Raw genomic sequence first — 21,998 nt, 5'->3', positions numbered from 1 at the left:
ACAAACTTTGTTTAACGACATGATCTTTGATTAAAAGTGTCGTTTTTTTGCTTCACAGGCAACAAGCTTCAGAGCCGGTTGAATTGTGTGTCCGGGGTCAGTGGAAAGCCCTGCAGAAATTCTGCTGCAAGCAGGCGTTTCCCACCGGGTTTTTGCAGTTCCGTCAGTTTGAGTACACCCTCTCCGCAGGCAATCAGAATGCCATCTTGCGCGGACGCTGTCAGAACTTGTCCGGGTATTGCAGAGGTTTTCGCACCGGTGATCATCTGTGCTGCCCAGATCTTGATGGTGCTGTTGCCATACTGAGCATGCGTACCCGGAAATGGATTAAAGGCACGGATTTTTCTCTCTAGTACACAGGCGGGCAGATGGAAGTCGAGAGCCGCTTCTTCTTTGCTGATTTTGGCGGCGTAAGTAACACCTTGTTCCGGCTGCACGGCCGCAGTCAGGGAGCCGCGTTCTAATTGCTGTAAAGCCTGTACGATCATGTTGCCGCCCATCGCAGCCAGTTTATCGTGCAGACTGCCGGTCGTATCGGTGCTGTTGATGGCGATACTTTGTTTTAAAAGCATAGGGCCGGTATCCAGACCCTCTTCCATTTGCATGATTGTGATACCGGTTTCCTGGTCACCGGCTTCAATCGCTCGGTGGATAGGCGCCGCCCCGCGCCAGCGAGGCAAGAGTGAGCCATGGATATTCAGACAGCCCAGACGTGGAATGTCCAGCACAGAGACCGGCAATATCAGACCGTAAGCGGCGACCACCATGACATCGTGCGCGGTTTTACGCAGCAAGTCGTGTGCCTCAGCTGCAACATCCGGATATTTTCCGTTTAATTTCAACGAAACGGGTTGGGCAACGGGAATATTGTGTTCCAGTGCGTATTGTTTGACTGCCGATGCATGCAGATGCATACCCCGGCCGGCCGGCCGGTCTGGTTGCGTGAGCACCAGCGGAATTTCAAAACCTGCCTCATGTAATGAAGCCAAGGCTGTGGCGGCGAATTCCGGCGTACCGGCGAAGATCACTTTCATTTGCGATTCCCGGGACGGCGTTGCATCTCACGTTCTTCTTTAACCAGTTTCGTCTTGATGCGGTTTCGCTTCAGCGGAGACAGATATTCGACGAACACTTTTCCCTTAAGGTGATCGATCTCGTGCTGTATGCAGACAGCAAGCAAATCTTTGGCATGAATTTCGAACTCTTTGCCGTCGGCGTCCAGCGCTTTGACTTTGACTTCGGCTGGTCGCTCCACGCCGTCGTAAATCCCCGGTACGGACAGACAACCTTCGTCGTAAACTTTTTTCTCTTCGCTGGCCCAGATAATTTCCGGATTAATGAATACCTGTAACTGATCATTAGTTTCAGAAATATCGATGACCACCAGTTGTTCATGTACGTCAACCTGTGATGCTGCCAGACCGACGCCGGGTGCGTCGTACATCGTTTCAGCCATGTCCGCGATCAGTTGCTTGAGACGTGCATCAAAAGTAGTCACCGGTTTTGCCACTTTATGGAGGCGCGGGTCGGGATAACGCAGTATATTTAGTAGAGGCATATTACATTTCGCAACAAGCTGATTTGGCTTTTGCGCTGTTTTTCTTGCTAGTTCAAGGATTTGTGGGCAGAATTTGATTCAATTTGGCAATTATTACAAGCAGTTTCCATGCTTGCTCGCCTGTTTGCTGTAAGACAGCATCTCGTATCGGATATGTTTATGAAAAAGTTTAGCACAATCGCTGCCATCCTCGTTGGCAGTCTGCCATTCGCTTATAGTTCTGCAGTTGCGGCGCCGGCAGAAGCGACGATTGCGCAAGCTCAGGCGTTAGCCCGCAGCAGCAAATGTGATTTCCTGCCGGATGCACCGGATAAACATGTTGTCGTCAGTGGTGATACCTTGTGGGGAATTTCTTCCAAGTTCCTGCAAAATCCATGGTGCTGGCCACAAGTGTGGGGCATGAACAAAGAAGAAATCCGTAATCCGCACTGGATTTATCCGGGACAGATTGTCTATTTTGACCGTACGAATCAGCGTCTGCGTCTGGGAAATGTGTCGGCAAATGGCGTTGTCGGCGGCGTGCCTACTGTCAAGTTATCCCCAAAATCGCGCGTTGAGGGGCTGGGAGCAAATGCGATCCCAGCGATTCCCGCGTCGGCGATTGAGCCGTTCCTGTCACATCCGATGATTGTTGAGGCTAATACGCTCGAAAATACACCGCGTATCGTCGCCGCACCGGAAAGTAAAGTAAACATGGGGCAAGGCGAAAAGGCCTATGTCCGCGGTGATCTTGATGGCGGCACCTCATTTCAGGTATTCCGTCCCGGCGTCCCTTTGAAAGATCCTGATAACGGCGAAATTATTGGCTATGAGGCAGCGTTTGTCGGTACCTTAAAGCTGGCACGTGAGCCGGATGCAAACAACGACGTGTATACCTTTAATGTCGTTAATTCAAAAGAGGAAATGTCTGTCGGCGACCGCTTGCTGCCTGTAACGCCTACTCCTATTCTCAGCTATGTACCGCACCCACCGGAAGAGGAAGTCCGCGGACGTGTCGTCAGTGTCTATGGTGGTGTTTCGGTTGCCGGACAAAACCAGATCATCACGATTAATCGCGGAAAAGAGGATGGCTTAGATCTTGGTACCGTACTGTCCCTGCAACGCTACGGTGGTGTGATTGCCGACCGTACAGACGGTAACCGTAAAATAAAATTACCAAATGAACAATACGGGCACGTATTTATATTCCGTCTGTTTGATCATATTTCTTATGGTCTGGTGATGCAGGTGACGGATTTTGTCAAAGTTGGCGACGTAGCCAAATCACCTCAATAATGATCGTGGAGGTCTGGAATTGTTACCGGACTTCTATTTCTGGTTAAGGCTGGAACAAACGCCGGGCGTCGGTCCCGGTACGGCCCGCAAGCTGCTTACCAGCTTTGGTTTGCCAGAACATATCTTTTCGGCAAGTTATGAGGCACTGTGTGCTGTTGTCACACCAAAAGTTGCCCGCGCCCTGTTAATTCCACCGGGTGATGATTTTCTCAGATTATCCGAGATCACTGCATCCTGGACAATGCAGCAAGGCAACTACGTTGTCACGCTTGCCGATGCGGCATATCCTCCGACCTTACTGGAAATTCCCGACCCGCCGCTGATGCTGTATGTGAAAGGACGCCCCGACTTACTGCGGCATCCCGGAATAGGTGTCGTGGGTAGCCGCAATGCGACTGCGCAGGGAATACGGAATGCGGAACAGTTTTCCGAAGCCTTAAGTCATGCCGGATTAACGATCAGTTCCGGTCTGGCTGCAGGCATTGATACTGCGGCGCATCAGGGCGCACTTCGTGGCATGGGTTCGACAATCGCAGTGATCGGTACCGGTGCGGACATTGTTTATCCTGCCAGAAATCGCTCGCTGGCACATCAGATTGCCACGGAGGCTTGTATTGTCAGTGAATACTCACTTGGAACTCCGGCGATTGCCTCTAACTTCCCTCGTCGCAACCGGATTATTTCCGGCCTGACCAGAGGTGTGCTGGTGGTGGAGGCCGCCGCGCAGTCTGGCTCTTTAATTACGGCGAGGATGGCGGCCGATCAGGGGCGGGAAGTGTTTGCAATTCCTGGTTCTATCCATTCGCCATTAGCAAAAGGCTGCCATCAGTTGATTCGGCAAGGTGCAAAACTCGTCGAGTCTGCTCAGGATATTTTAGAAGAGTTGCAACTGAATCTGCCTCAATCAGTTGTTGCGCCGGGTCTGATCCCGCCTGCACCGGGCGTTGTCGCGACTACTGGCTTGCTGGCACTGATGGGTTATGATCCGGTTCCCGTCGATGTGCTGGCATTGCGTACCGGCCAGGATGTTGCGAGTTTAACCGGGCATTTATTAGAACTGGAGCTGAGCGGGCAGATTGAATCATTGCCGGGCGGGATGTTTCGCCGCCTTGGCTGACAAGCCGTGATAAACAGCGCCGTTGGCGTTGAATATACCCGGGGGAGTATATTTTAAAGCCCAGTGTTAGCGCGGAGTTCTTTGCCAAAAACGCGGATACTGCCCCGGAATGGTTAAAAATTAAAAAAACTGCGGTGATATTTCTGAGCGGGACTTGTTTGAAACTGTTTCAGCAGATAGAGTACCGACATGTTTGATATTCTTGTTTACCTCTACGAAACTTATTATCGTCCTGACGCATGTCCGGACACGGCCGCTCTGGTCAAAAAGTTGTCTGCTGTCGGTTTTCCTGAAGACGAAATTTCTGAGGCTCTGGATTGGCTGACTGGTCTGGCAAAGACGACCGGTCAGTCGTTGCCATCACCCTTAAGTTCAAGCGGGTTCCGGGTCTATGCGGCAGCCGAGCTTGCCGCTCTCGGTACTGAAGCGATAGGTTTTATTCAGTTTCTTGAGTCAGCAGGATTATTGTCCTCTTTGCAACGTGAAATCGTTATCGAACGCGCGCTCGCTGTCAACGAATCACCGCTGCCTCTTAATAAACTGCGCATCATTGTCCTGATGATGCTGTGGAGCCAGGGCGCTGAGCCTGATATGTTGATGTTTGATGAGCTATTGTTGTCAGATGACGACAATACACCACGTCTTTTGCATTAATCGTTTCATAAACAGAAAATTTCTGGCAAAAATCGCAGCGTGGTTGCGGGTTTTGCGTTTGCACGTTTATCATTCCGCACTAACTCAGGTTAGTCTTACGCTTATTTAGCAAAAAATGTTGCTTGTTAATCATTTTTTGTGCAAAAACATTCGAGAATTCCGAAATGACAAAAACGCTCATCATTGCCGAAAAACCTTCTGTCGCTGCTGACATTGCCAAAGCGCTTGGAGGTTTCACTAAGCATGATGACTATTTCGAGTCCGATGAATATGTGTTGTCGTCGGCCGTCGGTCATTTACTCGAAATTACTGTTCCAGAGGAATACGACGTCAAGCGCGGTAAATGGAGTTTTGCACATTTACCTATGATTCCGCCGCATTTTGCGCTCAATCCTATTGCCAAAACCGAAACTCGCCTGAAAGTTCTGAATAAGCTGATCAAGCGTAAAGATGTTTCGGCACTGATTAATGCATGCGACGCGGGGCGTGAAGGTGAACTTATTTTCCGTCTGATTGCACAGCACGCGAAAGCAAAACAACCGGTACAACGTTTGTGGCTGCAATCGATGACGCCGGCAGCCATCCGCGAGGGCTTTAAAAAATTACGCAGTGACGCGGAAATGAAGCCTCTGGCAGACGCTGCGCGCTGCCGTTCGGAATCGGACTGGCTGATCGGTATTAACGGTACCCGCGCTATGACGGCGTTCAACTCCAAAGAAGGCGGATTTTATCTGACGACCGTCGGGCGGGTACAGACGCCAACCTTATCGATCGTGGTTGAGCGTGAAGAAAAAATAAAGAAATTCGTTGCCCGCGATTTTTGGGAAGTGCGTGCTGAATTCGTTTGTGCTGCCGGCATTTACGAAGGACGCTGGATGGATCAGCAGTTCAAAAAAGATGAACATGATCCAGAGAAGAAGGCGGAGCGGCTGTGGAGTAAGCTGGCCGCCGAGTCCATCGTTGCGGCATGCCGTGGACGTCAGGGCAATGTCACCGAGGAATCTAAGCCTGCTACCCAGATGGCACCGGCACTGTTTGATCTGACCAGCCTGCAGCGTGAGGCTAATGCCAAATTCGGTTTCTCCGCGAAAAATACTTTGGGTCTGGCGCAGGCTTTGTATGAAAAACACAAAGTGCTGACGTATCCGCGTACCGATTCCCGCCATTTGCCGGAAGATTATCTGGATACCGTTAAACAGACCTTAGAAACGGTTTCGGAAAGTAATAATTATCATCAGTTTGCTACCCAGATTCTGAAAAATAACTGGATCAAGCCGAACAAACGCATTTTCGATAACACGAAAATCAGTGATCACTTCGCGATCATTCCTACCGGGCAGATACCTAAAAATCTGTCTGAGCCCGAGCAAAAGCTCTACGATCTGGTAACCCGTCGTTTTATGGCGGTGTTTTTCCCGGCAGCAGAATTTCAGGTGACAACGCGCATCACGGAAGTGACAGGGCACCACTTCAAAACCGAAGGTAAAGTCATGACCAACGCTGGTTGGCTGGCTATTTACGGTAAAGAAGCACTGGAAGAAAAAGATACGGAAGGCAAAGGCACGCTGGTTCCTGTTGCCAAAGGCGAAAAAGTGCTCGCCGATAAAATTGAAGCGCATGGTTTAGTCACGAAACCACCCGCTCGCTACAGCGAGGCGACCTTATTGTCAGCAATGGAAGGTGCCGGCAAATTGGTGGATGACGGAGAATTGCGTGAAGCGATGGCGGGCAAGGGTCTTGGTACTCCTGCAACACGGGCGGCAATTATTGAAGGCTTGCTGACCGAGAAATACTTGCTGCGTGAAGGCCGTGAGTTGATGCCGACGGCCAAAGCCTTTCAATTAATGACCTTGTTGCGTGGTTTGGGCGTGGATGAGTTGACTTCACCGGAATTAACCGGCGAATGGGAATACAAGTTATCGCAAATGGAGAAGGGCAAAATCAGCCGTGAAGAATTCATGCGCGAAATTGCCCAGATGACACAAATCATCGTCAAACGCGCTAAAGAGTATGACAACGACACGATTCCCGGCGATTATGCGACGCTACACACACCTTGTCCGCATTGCGGCGGTGTTGTCAAAGAAAACTATCGTCGATTTGCCTGTACGAAGTGTGAATTCTCTATGAGCAAAACGCCTGGCAGCCGTCAGTTCGAGGTGGCCGAGGTTGAAGAGTTGCTGAGTAAGCGTGAAATCGGTCCTCTGCAAGGGTTCCGCTCGAAAATGGGCAGACCATTTGCGGCTATTTTGAAAATTGTGCCGGATACAGAACACAATAATTTAAAACTGGAATTTGACTTTGGCCAGAGTCAGGACGAGGGCGAGGACGGCGAAGGCGTAGATTTTACTGGTCAGACGTCTTTGGGCCCTTGCCCGAAATGTGGCAGCGGCGTATTCGAAATGGGTCTTGCCTATGTCTGTGAGAAAACCGTCGCTAAACCGAAGGCATGCGATTTCCGCAGTGGCCGCATCATTTTGCAGCAAGAGATCTTACCCGAGCAGATGAGTAAATTACTGATCGACGGTAAAACAGATTTATTGCCGGGTTTTATCTCTCAGCGTACACGTCGGCCGTTCAAAGCCTTTCTGGTCAGGGCAAAAGATGGCAAGGTGAGCTTTGAATTTGAGGAGCGCAAAGCAAAGGCACCCGCCGCGGGTAAAGTCAAGGCGGAAGTGGCGGCGGATGAAGCTGACAAACCAGTCAAAAAAGCGACCACCAGAAAGAAAAAAACTGCCTGATATTGCCTGAGCCGATTCCTCCAGCTCCTACCGTTTCGCTTTAAGTTGCAGGATATACTCTTCCTTCGGTATATTGTCTGAAATGATTTTCCTGCAATAAGGTATATATGGGATTGGTTGACACACTGTCGAGCGCACGCAGAGAATTTTTTAACGCATTTCAAAATGCTGCTGCAACTCTGGTTCCGCGTACAGTTGAGACCTTATTTTCCAAGGTCAACTCAGAAAACAGCCCGATAGAACAGGCCGACATTGTCCGTGCTCAGCTTCTGTTGCAGGAACATCGCCATGAAATTGAGCTGCAACTGACGAAACAGATGCAACAGTTGCTTGATAGGAGTATGGAAACGACCTATCAGAACTTCCGTCCCAATTTATCCGCCCTCGCCATTTCTGCCGATAATCTGAGCTTGCTCGATTCTTCTGCATTTGAAAGCTCGCTGCGCTTTAATGACGTCACACAACTGTTCAGGAATGCCGCAGAGCAGGAGTTGGTTGATCTGAATATCCGTATCGCGGTTTTGTTTGCACAGGACGATATACGCGAGCGCGAAAACCCTTTCCGGCCTTACCTGATAACACGTTGCATTTTTCTGGCTGTAGAAAGTCTGCATTTGCCGCAGGAAATGTTTTCTGTATTGTCGACGCAAATGGGAGAAACACTGACCGCAGATATTCCGGATATCTACCATCAGACCAACGCCGAGTTAGAAAGGCTGGGCGTTCATGCGCACCTTTCTTTAAAAATAAACAAATCGGCAGAGACCTTGCATCCCCGGGGGGCGAGTGGTGCCGGGCGGCAGCAGAATTTTGTCGTTAATCCAGATGGTGGTAACGCTTTTCCTGCATTGAATCAGGCCGATTTTGTTGCAGATGCTGTTTTCAGGTCGGCGGTGCCGGCGCAACCGGTTAATTCACCCATTAATATAGAACAGTTATTTCAGGCTTTACGCGGCGTGGAAAGAACGACGTTTTCAGCGTATCAGCCAGCTGTTGCAGTGAAAGATGATTTGCCGCCACCTGTCTGGCTTGCGAATACATCCGATTTACCTGCGCTTTTACGAACAACCTTCGGTCAGTCTGGCGAGGCTCAGCGCGGAAGAGATTTTGATCTCGCCAGCCAGCAGGTAAATACAGAGTTCCCTTTACCAGGTTCAGATATCGCCCAGTTTGCTATCCGGGATTTATTAGAGCGTTTCAGTCATTTGCCTGCGCCCGAACAAATGAATACCGCGCCTGCTGAATTAGATGAGCTGCTCAGCGAGCGGGATCTGATTCGTACGCTTGGCTATTTACATCTGTCGATGAAGCCGGATCTGAATATCGTGAATGAACGCGGAGAGGTACGAAACCTGATACGAGAACAACGCGAGGCACTTTCAGCTTTAGCCCGTTCTGCCGACGAGCTGATGATCATTGATGTGCTGGCGATGTTATTCGAGACTATCTTATTTGATGACCTGCTATCAAAAGCACTGCGGGAACAGCTGGGACGCCTTCAATTTCTGTTGTTGCAACTGGCTCTGAGTGATCGTACTTTCCTGAGTAATCCACTGCAATCGGCCCGGTTGTTGCTGAACCGGATGGCTTCTGTGTTACTTGGTACGCAGCATTTACCTGCGAGTCAGCACAAAATTGAGGAAGAAATTTCCCGGGTATTTAAAACTTTGTCCAGACATGATTGTCACGTACCTGAACTATTCCAGCGTATTTATAACCGGTTTGACACGTTTATCTCTACAGAATTAAGAACGCAGGATAAGTCTTTCAGACGTACCGTCAAGTCGATCGAAGAGGCTCAAATCCGCTACCTGCGTTCTGAGCAAACATCGTCATTGCTGATGGAAGGAATGACGAAGCTGAATGTTCCTCAGCATTTCGCCAATTTTCTCGCCACGGAATGGGTGCGGGCAATAAATATCGCTGAAAGAACAGATCCATCACTGGTCGATCGTATGCGAACACTGGTACCTGACATACTGTGGAGCATACAAGCCAAAAATTCTCAGGACGAACAGAGTCAGCTCACTGCAATGTTGCCCGGAATGCTGGCAGACCTCAAGCTTGGTATTGCGATGCTGGATTGGACACAGTTTAAACAGAACGCTCTATTAAACTGGCTGCATGAGAACCATCGCCGCGTATTACTTGCCACGCAAGAATTTTCAACGTCTGAGACCTTGGCGCAGATGCGGGAGTTGTTCGCGAACTTTATACGGCAGCCACCAGTTATCCTATCCGATGTTATCGAGAGAAACAGGTACCATCAAGTCGAAAAACATTTGCGCGAAGTGCTCGCGGAATTGCATTTAAAAGTCATCTTCATTGAGGATAATGACACGAGAGCTGATCTGGAGGACGAAGATAGCTTGCCTGCAATGACTGCGTTGGAACAAAGTAAATCTTCGGAAGTCCAATCACGCTTATGTAGTGGTGTACCGATAGAAATCGCTATTGATCAGTCAATCAAACGGGGATGCATAGTCTGGGTCAACCCTAATATGAGTAATCTCGTATTGAGTCTGAATCAACAAGCTGAGCCGGTCATTATCAGCTATGACAGTTTCGTCCACTATTCCGGCAATGGTGCGCTGACATTTGTCGAAAGCGCTCCTCTGATCGACAGAGCTGTGCAGGCCGTAATCAAATCGGCAGAGATACTTGATATGCAAGTGAGCTGACGGATTCAGGCTGATACGCCAGAACCAATAACACTATTAATCAAAATAATCTCCCTCACAGATTGCCCGGAGGTGGAGGCTTTGCTATCGTCCGGTCCCGCGCTGAAAGGCGGGGAAGAAAGTGAAGCGCTGCAAGTAAAAAAGCAGCCAGACAGTCAACAGACCGAAGCCATGCCAAGCGATTTGATTGGTGCGCGCACAACGAAGTGAATGCGCCGAGAAGAAAAAGCGGATCTGAAGCGTGAAGGGAGTTGACAGTGAGAGTGAAGTGCTTCATAATCTCGTTTCTCTGCTGCTGACGCACACAACGATGCGAAGCAAAACTCGGAAGAGTTGAGTGAAAAAGAATGTAAGTATTCGCGGTTCTTTAACAATTAACAGTCAATAAATGTGAGCACTTGATGAAAGCGCACCGATCAGTTGAACTGATTGGCATGCTTAAAAAATATCAAATGCTTCACAAGAAATAAAGCAAGACGGATTTCAGAAATGGAATCTGAACTGTCAGTATTTTGAGTGAGCGACAGCTTTTAGGCTTTGCTTTGAATGCGTTCATCTGATCGCCGATGTCCTTACGCATTGGCGGTGCTGTGATGGCCGTTGATCGGTTCGTACAGGCTCACTCTCAGCCGGTTTGTCTGATGCCGGACACTGATTCCTGAACGTAACAATAAAAACGGGGCTTTCGCCCCTTTTTTATTCTTCTTCTCAACTTCACTCTTTGCTTCTGCTCAGAAGTGATAGCCCACTTTGAGCGTCGCCACATTCACTCCAGGGTTCGGCTTTTTAATCGCGCCATTGGAGAAATGCTGAATCTTGAGACCGGCTTCCCAGCCGTTGTTGAATACGTAGCCGACTCCGATATGGTCTCCGAACTGGAATGCTGTCGAAAAGGCGCGGCCGTTATTGTTATAGACGTGGGAGAATAAATGCAGACCTATCCCTGCTTCGGCATAAAGCCCTTTTTTATTTTCATTCTGAAAGCGAAAGACTGGGGTGATGCCGACATCAGTAATATTTTGAGTCGCTCCCGATACTCCTTGATAGGCATTATTACGCCATTGAGTCAGCGTAGCATCCCAGTACCCGCCTACTTGTGTACCATTCGATTTGAACCAGGCGTTGTCCCAGTCCCATTGAGCTCCGCCACGCACAAACTGTGACTTATTGCCACTGGCAAATTCTGCGGAAACTGAATCTACGGCAAATGAACTGGCATGGGCTAGCAGAAGTCCAACTCCGGCCAAGAGGATTTTTTTATTAAAGGTTGTCATACGCTGCTTAAGAAGGTGGAGTAAAAGTTGAAGAATAACATGGCTGGAATTTTCATTCAGCTTCACCGGACGCGAAAAGGCGATAATATTTAATCCGTTCAACTATCGGAAAATATAATGACAAAGAAAATACGTATAGGATTTTTAGGGATTGGTTTGATGGGACGCCCAATGGCAATTCGTTTGCTCGAGGCAGGTTATGCGCTTACGGTCTGGAACCGTACCAGTTCAAAGGCCGACGCCTTGCGACAATACGGCGCGCTCACCGCGGACAGACCAGAGGATGCGGTCAATGCGGGTGACTGGTTTGCCGACGTGCTTATTACTATGCTGGACTCGGGGCCGGTAGTTGAAGATGTCATGCGACAAGTCATGCCCTACCTGAAAGCTGGCAGCATTGTTATCGATATGAGTTCAACCCGCCAATCAGAGGCGAAAGGACTAAACGAGGCATTGTTGAGCAAAGGCATTGCTTTTGCTGATGCTCCGGTTTCTGGCGGTGTGATTGGCGCTCAGGCCGGAACGCTGGCCATCATGGTTGGTGCGACACCTGACACGTATGTACGGATAGAGGAAATATTAAAAGTTCTGGGGCATCCGACATACGTTGGCGCTCCGGGTTGTGGGCAACTGGCGAAATTGTGTAATCAGCTCATTGTGGGCGGCACAATCAATATCGTTGCGGAGGCATTGTTGCTGGCACAGGCCGGCGGCGCTGATCCCGTCGCTGTACGCCAGGCTTTGCGGGGCGGATTCGCTGAGAGCCGGATTCTGGAAGTACATGGGCAGCGCATGCTGGATCGTAGTTTTATGCCCGGAGGACAAGTCAAAACGCAGACCAAAGATATGGAAAATATTCAGAGGGCGGCGTCAGATGCGGGTTTGGACTTGCCATTGACCAGCCTGGTCACGGATATTTATCGAAACCTATCTACTCGTTACCCAACCGCAGACCATTCAGCGGCTCTGCTCGAATTAGAAAGACTGAATGCAGGAATTCGCCTCGGTACGGCACAGGATCAGTTGCCTTGATTTTGTTTGCCAGAGCGAACGTCAGAGGTGTGCGTCAACGAGCGTGCCGATCAAATGGAAAAAATTTATGGATGCTCACTCACTATTTTTCTTCGTGAGCCATCTTTTCAGGAGTCAGAATGAGTAGTGAAATAGTACGTGCGGTTTGTCCGCATGATTGCCCGGATACCTGTGCGCTATTGGTACATGTAGAGGATGGTAAAGCCATTGCAGTAAAAGGAGATCCTGAGCATCCAACGACTGCCGGTGTTTTGTGTACTAAGGTTTCCCGTTATACCGAGCGGACTTATCATGCCGATCGCCTGTTATATCCACAGAAGCGGACAGGTAAAAAAGGAGAAGGTAAGTTTGAACGCATCAGTTGGGAAGAAGCGCTGAATATCATCAGTGACAAGCTGAAGACAGTGGCCAGCAGAGATCCGCTGGCGATTTTGCCATACAGCTATGCCGGAACCATGGGTTTGCTGCAGGGTGATGGCATGGCGCAGCGATTTTTTCATAAGATAGGCGCATCGTTTCTGGATCGTACAATATGCGCCACGGCGGGCGGTGTCGGCTATAAATATACTCTTGGTTCCCGTATCGGTACTGACACTGAGCAGACGCAAAATGCCAGACTGATTCTGATCTGGGGTGGTAATCCGATTGCATCGAATCTGCATTTCTGGATGCGGGTTCAGGAAGCCAAACGCAATGGCGCCAAATTAATTGCGATTGATCCCTATCGTTCGCTGACAGCAGAAAAATGCCATCAGCATATCGCTCTACTGCCTGGAACTGATGCCGCACTGGCTCTGGGTTTAATGCATGTTCTGATTGCAGAAGATCTGCTTGACCACGACTACATCGCGCAACACACTCTGGGTTTCGAGCAGCTCCGGCAGCGTGTCGCCGAATGGACCCCGCAGCGTGTCGCCGCCACTTGTGGTATTACAGCAGAGGAAGTAATTCAGCTTGCACGCGATTACGGACATTGTGCGCAACGCGGTGAGGCGAGCCTGATACGTATGAATTACGGCGTGCAGCGCGTACACGGTGGCGGTATGGCTGTGCGGAATATTGCCAGCTTACCCGCCTTAGTTGGTGCGTGGCGACATGCGGCTGGTGGCGTTCAATTATCTTTATCCGATGCATTTCCCAAAAACGTATCTTATTTGCAGCGGCCGGATCTGTTTCCGCGAGGACAGCCACGACGTACCATCAATATGAGTACCATCGGTGATGATTTGTTAAAGCAGAGCAGCGTAGAGTTCGGCGCGAAAATTGATGCGGTCATTGTTTATAACTCGAACCCGGTCGCGGTCGCACCGCAGTCTTCAAAAGTGGCACAGGGATTCGCCCGCGAAGATTTGTTTACTGTTGTGATCGAGCATTTCCAAACGGATACCGCGGATTACGCCGATATCTTGTTGCCTGCAACGACGCAGCTGGAACACACCGATATCCACACGACTTACGGTCATCTCTACATGATGGCAAATAATCCCGCAATCGCTCCTTTGGGCGAAGCAAAACCAAACAGCGAAATTTTCAGATTGCTGGCGAAGAAAATGGGCTTCGATGATGCGTGTTTTGACGAGTCTGACGATGAGATGGCGAGTCATGCATTTGATAAAAATGATGAGCGCGCGATCCATTTTGACTGGGCATCGCTGAAGAAAGCCGGTTGGCAGAAAGTCAATGTCAAGCCAGCGCCCTTTGCCGAAGGCGGCTTTGCCACACCATCCGGCAAGTGTGAGTTTTACAGCGAAAGCATGCGTATAGACGGATTGGATCCTTTGCCGACTTATATTCCGCCTTACGAATCCGTCGCGGCGAATCCGCGATTGGGCGCACGTTTTCCGCTGGCCATGATTTCACCGCCAGCGCGGAATTTCCTGAATTCGACGTTTGTGAATGTACAAAGCCTGCGCGATACAGAAGGCGTGCCTCATCTGGATATGCATCCTGACGATGCTGCTTTCCGCCAGATTCATGACGGAGATCAGGTCAGAATTTTTAATGACCGCGGCAGTTTTGTGGCGACAGCGCGTGTCACGGACAAAGCGCGACGGGGGCTGGTTGTGGGTTTGTCTATCTGGTGGAAGAAACTCGCCAGCGATCATAAAAATGCGAATGAAGTCACCAGTCAGCAACTGACCGATATGGGCGGCGGCCCGACTTTTTACGATGTTCTGGTGCAGGTAGAGAAAGCCTGAATATAGGCAAGCAGCCGGGTTTTGCCTGCGCCGCTTTGTTCTTGATCAGTAAAATTACCGGATTTGAGTGTAAGTTATTGTGCGTTGCAGCAAGTTACTAGAGGATGCTTTCAGATTAACGCAAAATGCTTGCCTTACTTTCACTTAGCCGATAGCATCGGCTCTCGGAGTATTGTGACTATTAAAAAGAACGACCATGCTTTAATATTCTGTGTAGTGACAGATGATTAACAGAACAACAATCAGAGACAAGGAAATACAGATGCAAACGACGGAAAAATTCTGGCTCAAATCCTATCCGGAAGGTATGCCCGCAGAAATAGATGTGACGCAATATCAGTCACTGGTGCAGTTATTAGAAGAGGCATTCAAGAAATTTTCTGATCGTAATGCCTACGCCTGCATGGGTAAATATCTGACTTATGGCAAGCTGGATCTGATGTCGCAAAAAATTGGTGCATGGTTGCAGCAGCGCGGTCTGAAAAAAGGCGCCCGCGTCGCGATCATGATGCCGAATGTCTTGCAGTATCCGGTCGTCATGGCGGCGATCCTGCGTGCCGGTTATGTTGTCGTCAATGTTAATCCACTGTACACCCCGCGTGAACTTGAGCATCAGTTAAAAGACTCGGGTGCAGAAGCCATCTTTATTCTCGAAAACTTTGCGACCACACTGGAACATGTAATCCAGAAAACGCAGGTGAAGCACGTTGTCGTCGCCAGCATGGGCGACATGCTCGGGCTGAAAGGCGTGCTGGTGAATTTTGTTGTCCGCAACGTCAAGAAAATGGTGCCGGCTTTTTCTTTGCCTAACGCAAAACGATTTAATCAAGTCTTGTCCGAGGCCGATTCACTGAGTCTGAAATCGGTCGATATTCAGCGTGACGACGTCGCCTTCCTGCAATACACCGGTGGAACCACGGGTGTGTCCAAAGGCGCGACGCTGCTGCACAGAAATGTGGTGGCGAATGTCTTGCAGAACGATGCATGGCTGACTCCGAGTATGTCCGGGCATAAAGAAGACGCGCGTATCATCGTTTGCGCTCTGCCTCTATACCATATCTTCGCGCTGACAGTCTGCAGTCTGCTGGGAACCCGTATCGGTGCGATGAATCTGCTGATTCCGAATCCACGTGATATCCCGGGTTTCATCAAAGAACTCAAAAACTACAAGGTCAATATTTTCCCAGCCGTGAATACCTTGTATAACGGTTTGCTGAATAATCCTGAATTCGCCAAACTCGATTTTTCCGGTTACGAAATCTGCAGTGGTGGCGGTATGGCGGTGCAGAAAGCCGTGGCTGATAAATGGTTGAAAATTACCGGCTGTGCGATTGCAGAAGGTTACGGTTTGTCCGAAACATCACCAGTCGCGACCGCTAACTTACCGGATACCAAAGAATTTTCCGGCACGATCGGTCTGCCGATTCCATCCACAGAAATCGTGATTCTGGATGACGATGGTAATCGTCTGCCACTGGGACACGCCGGTGAAATCGCGATCCGTGGCCCGCAAGTGATGGCAGGTTACTGGAATATGCCGGAAGAAACGGCAAAAGTAATGACGCCTGACGGCTTCTTTAAAAGCGGTGACGTCGGCATCATGGATTTCCGCGGTTACACCACGATTGTCGATCGTAAAAAAGACATGATCCTGGTATCCGGCTTCAATGTCTATCCGAATGAAATCGAAGGCGTGGTCGCATTACACCCGGGCGTGCTGGAATGTGCCTGCGTCGGTGTGCCTGATGCGAATTCCGGTGAAGCCGTGAAATTGTTTGTGGTGCGCAAAGATCCTTCATTGACGGTTGATCAGTTAATGGATTACTGCAAAGAGCAATTCACTGGTTACAAAAAGCCGAAGTACATAGAATTCCGCTTGGAATTGCCGAAGACGAATGTCGGTAAAATCCTGCGTCGCGAATTACGTGACGAAAAGAAACCGGCCTGATAGCACAACAGTCGTTCAGACTTGCGTCAGGCGGTGCTGAGTTCGTCTGACCATAGTTTTAAACGCATCTCATTGCCACTTTTGAGGATACTCCCCCTCTTTTTATATAAAAACCGCTGATCGTCAGCATAAAATAAGGGGGTGTTTTAGATACTGGTGGGAGTATGCTAGCGGCATAAAAGCAGCTTTACAACGCAAAAAGGAAGGCATCGCCTTCCTTTTTTTATTGCCGCATCAGGTTCAGATACGCAGTTTCAGAGACTGACGAGCCCGGCTTTACCGTCTTCGACCATAAAACTTTTGAGCGTACTGATGCCCGAATCTGCTTTGCTGACATCATCCAGTGCCACGAACTGCGTCAGCATGTTGCTGCCGGAAATGTCGAGCAACATGAATCCGCGTTTATCGCTGCGACCATATTTGATATGCGGATTCTGTGCAACGATATGATCGGTACGTTCTTGTGGGCGCGAATTGGAGGTGATCGAGGTGCCGCAAAATTCTGTCGCCAGTACCGGGTTGTCCGGCGAAGATTTTTTCCAGAAATCGCGTTTCAGGTTGGCGGCGTAAAACGTGTGAACGTCGCCGGAAATAACAACCGGATTCGCAGGCCGGTGTTTTTCTATATCGTCAAACAGACGCTGGCGCGCGGCCGGATAACCGTCCCAGCCGTCGGTCCAGAATTTTCCTTCGCCATCGACATTCACATTACTCAGATTGGTCTGTGCCATGAAGGTTTGCTGCGTCAGAATATTCCACTTCGCCTGCGAACTTGCCAGACCTTGTGCCAGCCATTTTTCCTGTTCCGCACCGAGCAGCGTTAAAGCGCTGTCGTTGCGATTGGCACATTCGGCCTGAGTAACGACATTCGAACCGCCGCGCCCCGGTTTTGCACAAACTTGCGGCGAACGATACTGTCGGTCATCAAGTACATGGAAACGTGCCAGTCTGCCCCAGTCAAATCGATCGTAAATACGCATGTGGGCAAACTGTGATGGCAGCACTGTTACTTTGTGCAGGCGCACCGGCATGTGTTCGTAAAACGCCTGATAGGCCGCAGCGCGGCGCAGAATGAAATTGGCATCCAGACGTTCGTCGCGCTCATTGCCGTAATCATTGCAGACTTCGTGGTCGTCCCAGGTCACCAGCCAGGGAGCCGCATGGTGCGCTGCCTGCAGTTGCGGATCAGATTTGTATTGCGCATAACGGGCGCGGTACTGATCCAGGTTGCTGCTTTCAATATCGCGCCGGCGCGGTTTGGCTGGATGCTTGAGGTCGTATGGGCCCCATTCGTAAATGTAATCGCCGAGGAAGGCGACCAGATCGGGATTGGCCTGCGCGATGTGGCGATGTGCCGCATATTCACCGAATTCCCAATGCTGGCAGGATGCCACGGCTAATTTCAAGGTACTGAGCGGAGCGTCCATCGCTGGTGCGGTTCGTGTGCGGGCGACCGGGCTGATCGTTTCGCCATGAATAAAGCGATACCAATACCAGCGCCCGGGTGACAAACCCGTCACATCGACATGGACACTATGAGCCAGATCCGGCAGCGCGAACACTTCACCTTTGCTGACGATACGCTTAAATCCCTCGTCTTCAGCGACTTCCCACAGGACTTTGTACACCGCAGGCGCTAGCGCCTGTGCATTCAATGGATCCGGCAGTAAGCGCGTCCAGATGACAACGCTGTCGTGGCGTGGCGATCCCGATGCAACACCCAGCGTGAACGGATAAACTTTACTGCGTTCCGCTGCATAACCAGGGTAGGCCTGCGACAAGGCAGCAAGCGCAGCCAGTTGCAGGCTGCGCTGTAAAAACAGGCGACGTGACGGCACTTGATTTATCCTCAGACGCCGGACGAAACGGATTCCAGTGGCGGAATCTGACGTGGTTTTCTGTCTTCACCCGTTGCAACATAAGTTAAGGTCGCCTCGGTCACCTTGACAGTGCTGGCTTGCAGGCGATTACGTTCTGCGTAAACTTCGACTTCTATCGTGATAGAGGTATTGCCTACCTTGACGATCTGCGCGTAAAACGACAATAAATCGCCGACAAACACCGGTTGTTTAAACAGGAAAGAATTCACGGCAATCGTTGCCACCCGGCCGTTGGCGCGGCGGGCAGCCGGAATAGCGCCGGCAATATCGACTTGCGACATGATCCAGCCGCCAAAAACGTCGCCATGTACATTCGCATCCGATGGCATAGGCATGACGCGCAGGGTTGGCATACCTGCCGGAAGAGTGGTTTGGTGATGATCAGTCATCGGGAGTTTCCTTAAAACGTTACAATCAGAGTAAATCCATCTCTCAGATATTTATTCAACGTCTGCCTGGCTGTTCTTTTTAATCTTGCTCAGACCAAAGACGTCAAAATGATAAAAAATGAGATACGGCGTTGTATGTGCCTGCACACTGGCAGAGAAAAAGTCATCGGGAATCATGCTCTGAGAAGGGTAAACGATCAGACCGGATGGTGTTGCTCAGAATTCTTTGCGCAAATTGCAGGCATTGCCGACATGATAAACCACTTCAGGAAAAGACTCTTACGATGCGTCGCAGAGAAAATACAGGTAACAGTGCTTCCCACCTACCACCGACTGACCAGCCACGCGGCGATTTCTCGACCATTAAAACTTTGTTGCCCTATCTATGGGCTTACAAATGGCGGGTATTACTGGCGTTGACATTTCTGGTCGGCGCCAAGCTGGCGAATGTCGGCGTTCCTGTGGTACTGAAAAAACTGGTCGATAGCCTGACCGTAACGGCAAGCCATCCGGCGGCATTGATGGTATTGCCGGTGAGTCTGCTGATCGGCTATGGTGCGTTGCGCTTATCGACGACTTTGTTCACCGAACTGCGTGAATTCATTTTTGCCAAAGTAACGCAGAGAGCGGTACGCACGATAGCATTGCGGGTGTTCCGGCATTTGCACGCCTTGTCTTTGCGTTTTCATCTGAATCGCCAGACCGGCGGTGTCACCCGCGATATCGAACGCGGTACCCGTGCCGTTTCATCGCTGGTGTCGTATGCACTATTCAGTATCGTGCCGACTTTGCTGGAGATTTCGCTGGTACTGGTTTATCTGAGTACGCATTACGACATCTGGTTCAGCGTGATTACTTTCGGCGCACTGGTGATGTATATTATTTTCACGATCACCGTGACCGAATGGCGCACCCATTTCCGCCGCACGATGAATGAGCTGGACTCGAAAGCACACACCAAGGCGATTGATTCTTTACTGAATTATGAAACGGTCAAGTACTTCGGCAATGAAGAATACGAAGCGCAGCGTTACGATCAGGGACTGAAAAATTTTGAGACGGCCGCGGTCAAATCGCAAAGCAGTTTATCGCTGTTGAACACCGGACAATCACTGATTATTGCAAGCGCCATCACACTGATTTTATGGCGTGCGACGCAGGGTGTGATCGATGGCACGATGAGTCTCGGCGATCTGGTGCTGGTCAATTCTTTCATGCTGCAGCTGTATATGCCGCTCAATTTTCTGGGTGTGCTTTACCGTGAGATTAAGCAAAGCCTGGCCGATATTGAGAAACTGTTTTCACTGCTCGATCAGAACCAGGATATTGCTGATTCTGCTGAGGCAAAGCCGCTGCTGATCACCGCGCAGAATGGTGCAGAGATACGCTTTGCACATGTTAATTTCAGCTACGAAAGCAATCGTCAGATTCTGTTTGATGTCGATTTCACTATCCCCGCCGGAACGACCACGGCGGTGGTTGGTCACAGCGGTTCCGGTAAATCAACCTTGTCACGTTTGCTGTTTCGTTTTTACGATATTCAGAGTGGCAGCATCAGCATTGCCGGTCAGGATCTGCGCGATATGACTCAGGCTTCTGTGCGTGCCGCGATAGGCATCGTGCCGCAAGATACTGTGCTGTTTAACGATACGATTGAATACAACATCGCGTACGGCAAACCGGGTGCGACCAAAGATGAAATCATTGCCGTTGCCAGAGCTGCTTATATTCATGAATTTATCGAGACATTACCCGATGGTTACAACACCATGGTGGGCGAGCGCGGGCTGAAATTATCCGGTGGTGAAAAACAGCGTGTGGCGATCGCCCGCACCTTATTAAAAAATCCGTCGATACTGATTTTCGATGAAGCCACGTCGGCGCTGGATTCCCGTTCCGAGCAGATGATACAGGCGCAATTGAAAGAAATCGCGCGCAGCCGCACCAGTCTTGTGATCGCGCACCGCTTATCGACCATCGTTGATGCCGGACAGATTCTGGTCATGGATACAGGCCGGATTATCGAGCGCGGTACACATCAGGATTTGCTGGCACTGCAAGGAGCGTACGCACAGATGTGGGAGCGCCAGCAAAGCAGCGGTAATGAGGTCAGTGACGAAGACGGCAGCACACTATCAGCGCAGTCTTTGTCGGCAGCGGGGGCGTAAATGGAAACCAAGTGGTTAGAAGATTTTGTCTCGCTTGCAGAGACCAATAGTTTCAGCCGTTCGGCAGAATTAAGACATGTCACGCAACCGGCTTTTTCGCGGCGCATACAATCGCTGGAAGCATGGCTGGGCAGCGATCTGATCGACCGCACTTCTTATCCGACACGCTTAACACACGCCGGTGAAGTGTTTTATGAGCAGGCGCTGGCGATGCTGGGGCAGATCAATAACGCCCGTGCTTTGTTGCGCGGAAAACGCCCGAGTACACAAACCACCGTCGATTTTGCAGTACCACACACCTTGTCACTGACCTACGTGCCGCGCTGGTTGACCGGCCTTGAATCTGCATTTGGGGAAATCAACAGCCGTCTGCTGGCGCTGAATGTGCATGACGCCGTCATGACGCTAGTCGAAGGCGGTTGTGACCTGCTGCTGTGTTATCACCACCCGCGTCAACCTTTGCTGCTGGACGCAAGCCAGTACGACATGATCAGCATGGGCACCGAGGCTTTGCGTGCCTACACTCGCTGCAATAAGCAAGGCGTGCCTGCGTTTGAATTTCCCGGTACGGATAAAGCACCTTTGCCATTTTTAGCTTATGCAAACAATGCTTATCTGGGACGTATGGTGGATCTGATTCTGAATGATGGCCGTATGCCTTTGCATCTGGAGAAACGCTATGAAACAGATATGGCCGAGGGCTTGAAAATGATGGCGCTGGAAGGGCGCGGCATCGCCTTTTTGCCGGAGTCTGCGGTGACGCGTGAAGTGAAGCAAAAGTTGCTGGCACGCGCAGATGGCGGCAGCGGTGCGTGGGAAGTTAACATGGAAATTCGTTTGTATCGTGAACGACCTTCGGCGCAGCGTCCGGGAAAAATGATCGTGTCGCGCTTATGGGAATATCTCGAAGAGTTGCAGAAAAAAACCGCTACGAAACAGAAGAAATCCTCCTGATTACGGTTGCTGGCAGCGCGCCGGATTGATGCTGAAATCGCCTATATTAAAGTTATGCGTTTCTTGCATAGATTGATGCAAACAAAGCATTGGCTGAATTTCACGCGGGAAGACTACCATGCATCATCT

At 50.2% G+C, this 21,998-nt stretch carries 15 protein-coding genes; 10 read left to right on the top strand and 5 right to left on the bottom strand.

The genetic code is table 11. The features are described from left to right. Positions 1-68: 68 nt before the first annotated feature. Both fmt and def read right to left on the bottom strand, forming a co-directional pair. Positions 69-1,034, bottom strand: a complete 966-nt coding sequence (gene fmt, locus ACPAOP_RS04900; protein ID WP_423709516.1) for a methionyl-tRNA formyltransferase — start codon at positions 1,032-1,034, stop codon at positions 69-71. After that, the gene (gene def / locus ACPAOP_RS04895) at positions 1,031-1,558 is read right to left on the bottom strand and encodes a peptide deformylase (RefSeq protein ID WP_423709515.1); all 528 of its coding nucleotides are present in this window, start codon (positions 1,556-1,558) and stop codon (positions 1,031-1,033) included. The genes fmt and def overlap by 4 nt, the downstream gene beginning before the upstream one ends. 159 nt (positions 1,559-1,717) lie before the next feature. On the opposite strand from def, the gene ACPAOP_RS04890 reads away from it, so the two are divergent. The 5 genes from ACPAOP_RS04890 (at position 1,718) to ACPAOP_RS04870 (ending at position 10,026) form a co-directional block, all read left to right on the top strand. Beyond that, positions 1,718-2,833, top strand: coding sequence for a LysM peptidoglycan-binding domain-containing protein (locus tag ACPAOP_RS04890; protein WP_423709514.1), 1,116 nt, complete (start codon positions 1,718-1,720; stop codon positions 2,831-2,833). Positions 2,834-2,846: 13 nt separating this feature from the next. Beyond that, the gene (gene dprA / locus ACPAOP_RS04885; RefSeq protein ID WP_423709978.1) at positions 2,847-3,950 is read left to right on the top strand and encodes a DNA-processing protein DprA; all 1,104 of its coding nucleotides are present in this window, start codon (positions 2,847-2,849) and stop codon (positions 3,948-3,950) included. A 189-nt stretch (positions 3,951-4,139) separates the two neighbouring features. Beyond that, entirely contained in the window at positions 4,140-4,604 is a 465-nt protein-coding gene (locus ACPAOP_RS04880; protein ID WP_423679832.1) for a DUF494 family protein, read from the top strand. A 164-nt stretch (positions 4,605-4,768) separates the two neighbouring features. Then, positions 4,769-7,345 (top strand): DNA topoisomerase III, encoded by a 2,577-nt coding sequence (locus ACPAOP_RS04875; protein WP_423709513.1) that lies wholly within the window; start codon positions 4,769-4,771, stop codon positions 7,343-7,345. Positions 7,346-7,452: 107 nt separating this feature from the next. Continuing rightward, positions 7,453-10,026: a DUF1631 family protein gene (locus ACPAOP_RS04870; RefSeq protein WP_423709512.1), complete on the top strand. Its 2,574-nt coding sequence runs from the start codon at positions 7,453-7,455 to the stop codon at positions 10,024-10,026. Between the two features lie 731 nt (positions 10,027-10,757). On the opposite strand, the gene ACPAOP_RS04865 is transcribed toward ACPAOP_RS04870, so the two are convergent. Continuing rightward, a complete protein-coding gene (locus ACPAOP_RS04865) occupies positions 10,758-11,300 on the bottom strand; it encodes an acyloxyacyl hydrolase (protein WP_423681537.1) in 543 nt (180 codons plus the stop codon). A 117-nt stretch (positions 11,301-11,417) separates the two neighbouring features. Between ACPAOP_RS04865 and ACPAOP_RS04860 the strand changes: the two genes are divergently transcribed. The 3 genes from ACPAOP_RS04860 (at position 11,418) to ACPAOP_RS04850 (ending at position 16,478) form a co-directional block, all read left to right on the top strand. Further along, positions 11,418-12,332, top strand: a complete 915-nt coding sequence (locus ACPAOP_RS04860; protein ID WP_423709511.1) for an NAD(P)-dependent oxidoreductase — start codon at positions 11,418-11,420, stop codon at positions 12,330-12,332. A gap of 119 nt (positions 12,333-12,451) precedes the next feature. Continuing rightward, positions 12,452-14,530 carry a molybdopterin-containing oxidoreductase family protein gene (locus ACPAOP_RS04855; RefSeq protein WP_423709510.1) on the top strand — a complete coding sequence of 693 codons (2,079 nt, stop codon included), beginning with the start codon at positions 12,452-12,454 and terminating at the stop codon, positions 14,528-14,530. Between the two features lie 262 nt (positions 14,531-14,792). Continuing rightward, the gene (locus ACPAOP_RS04850) at positions 14,793-16,478 is read left to right on the top strand and encodes a long-chain fatty acid--CoA ligase (RefSeq protein ID WP_423681534.1); all 1,686 of its coding nucleotides are present in this window, start codon (positions 14,793-14,795) and stop codon (positions 16,476-16,478) included. A 254-nt stretch (positions 16,479-16,732) separates the two neighbouring features. Here ACPAOP_RS04850 and ACPAOP_RS04845 read toward each other — a convergent pair whose 3' ends face one another. Beyond that, a complete protein-coding gene (locus ACPAOP_RS04845) occupies positions 16,733-18,316 on the bottom strand; it encodes an alkaline phosphatase D family protein (protein ID WP_423709509.1) in 1,584 nt (527 codons plus the stop codon). Positions 18,317-18,327: 11 nt separating this feature from the next. Further along, complete coding sequence (locus ACPAOP_RS04840; RefSeq protein ID WP_186882749.1) at positions 18,328-18,747, bottom strand: acyl-CoA thioesterase; 420 nt, start codon at positions 18,745-18,747, stop codon at positions 18,328-18,330. A gap of 284 nt (positions 18,748-19,031) precedes the next feature. On the opposite strand from ACPAOP_RS04840, the gene ACPAOP_RS04835 reads away from it, so the two are divergent. Both ACPAOP_RS04835 and ACPAOP_RS04830 read left to right on the top strand, forming a co-directional pair. Next, positions 19,032-20,915 carry an ABCB family ABC transporter ATP-binding protein/permease gene (locus ACPAOP_RS04835; RefSeq protein ID WP_423709508.1) on the top strand — a complete coding sequence of 628 codons (1,884 nt, stop codon included), beginning with the start codon at positions 19,032-19,034 and terminating at the stop codon, positions 20,913-20,915. Then, a complete protein-coding gene (locus ACPAOP_RS04830; RefSeq protein ID WP_423681531.1) occupies positions 20,916-21,869 on the top strand; it encodes a LysR family transcriptional regulator in 954 nt (317 codons plus the stop codon). Positions 21,870-21,998: the final 129 nt, after the last annotated feature.

Origin of the sequence: Undibacterium sp. WLX3042 (assembly GCF_049544825.1) — a bacterium.
Classification (GTDB): Bacteria; Pseudomonadota; Gammaproteobacteria; order Burkholderiales; family Burkholderiaceae_D; genus Undibacterium.
The sequence above is the reverse complement of the archived record's forward strand: the minus strand, read 5'-3'. Positions and strand labels throughout refer to the sequence as shown.

What these genes read in the sequence shown, in the direction of transcription:
- fmt (WP_423709516.1), bottom strand. Translation starts at nt 1,034, where the DNA reads ATGAAAGTGATCTTCGCCGGTACGCCGGAATTCGCCGCCACAGCCTTG.
- def (WP_423709515.1), bottom strand. Translation starts at nt 1,558, where the DNA reads ATGCCTCTACTAAATATACTGCGTTATCCCGACCCGCGCCTCCATAAA.
- ACPAOP_RS04890 (WP_423709514.1), top strand. Translation starts at nt 1,718, where the DNA reads ATGAAAAAGTTTAGCACAATCGCTGCCATCCTCGTTGGCAGTCTGCCA.
- ACPAOP_RS04880 (WP_423679832.1), top strand. Translation starts at nt 4,140, where the DNA reads ATGTTTGATATTCTTGTTTACCTCTACGAAACTTATTATCGTCCTGAC.
- ACPAOP_RS04875 (WP_423709513.1), top strand. Translation starts at nt 4,769, where the DNA reads ATGACAAAAACGCTCATCATTGCCGAAAAACCTTCTGTCGCTGCTGAC.
- ACPAOP_RS04870 (WP_423709512.1), top strand. Translation starts at nt 7,453, where the DNA reads ATGGGATTGGTTGACACACTGTCGAGCGCACGCAGAGAATTTTTTAAC.
- ACPAOP_RS04865 (WP_423681537.1), bottom strand. Translation starts at nt 11,300, where the DNA reads ATGACAACCTTTAATAAAAAAATCCTCTTGGCCGGAGTTGGACTTCTG.
- ACPAOP_RS04860 (WP_423709511.1), top strand. Translation starts at nt 11,418, where the DNA reads ATGACAAAGAAAATACGTATAGGATTTTTAGGGATTGGTTTGATGGGA.
- ACPAOP_RS04855 (WP_423709510.1), top strand. Translation starts at nt 12,452, where the DNA reads ATGAGTAGTGAAATAGTACGTGCGGTTTGTCCGCATGATTGCCCGGAT.
- ACPAOP_RS04850 (WP_423681534.1), top strand. Translation starts at nt 14,793, where the DNA reads ATGCAAACGACGGAAAAATTCTGGCTCAAATCCTATCCGGAAGGTATG.
- ACPAOP_RS04840 (WP_186882749.1), bottom strand. Translation starts at nt 18,747, where the DNA reads ATGACTGATCATCACCAAACCACTCTTCCGGCAGGTATGCCAACCCTG.
- ACPAOP_RS04835 (WP_423709508.1), top strand. Translation starts at nt 19,032, where the DNA reads ATGCGTCGCAGAGAAAATACAGGTAACAGTGCTTCCCACCTACCACCG.
- ACPAOP_RS04830 (WP_423681531.1), top strand. Translation starts at nt 20,916, where the DNA reads ATGGAAACCAAGTGGTTAGAAGATTTTGTCTCGCTTGCAGAGACCAAT.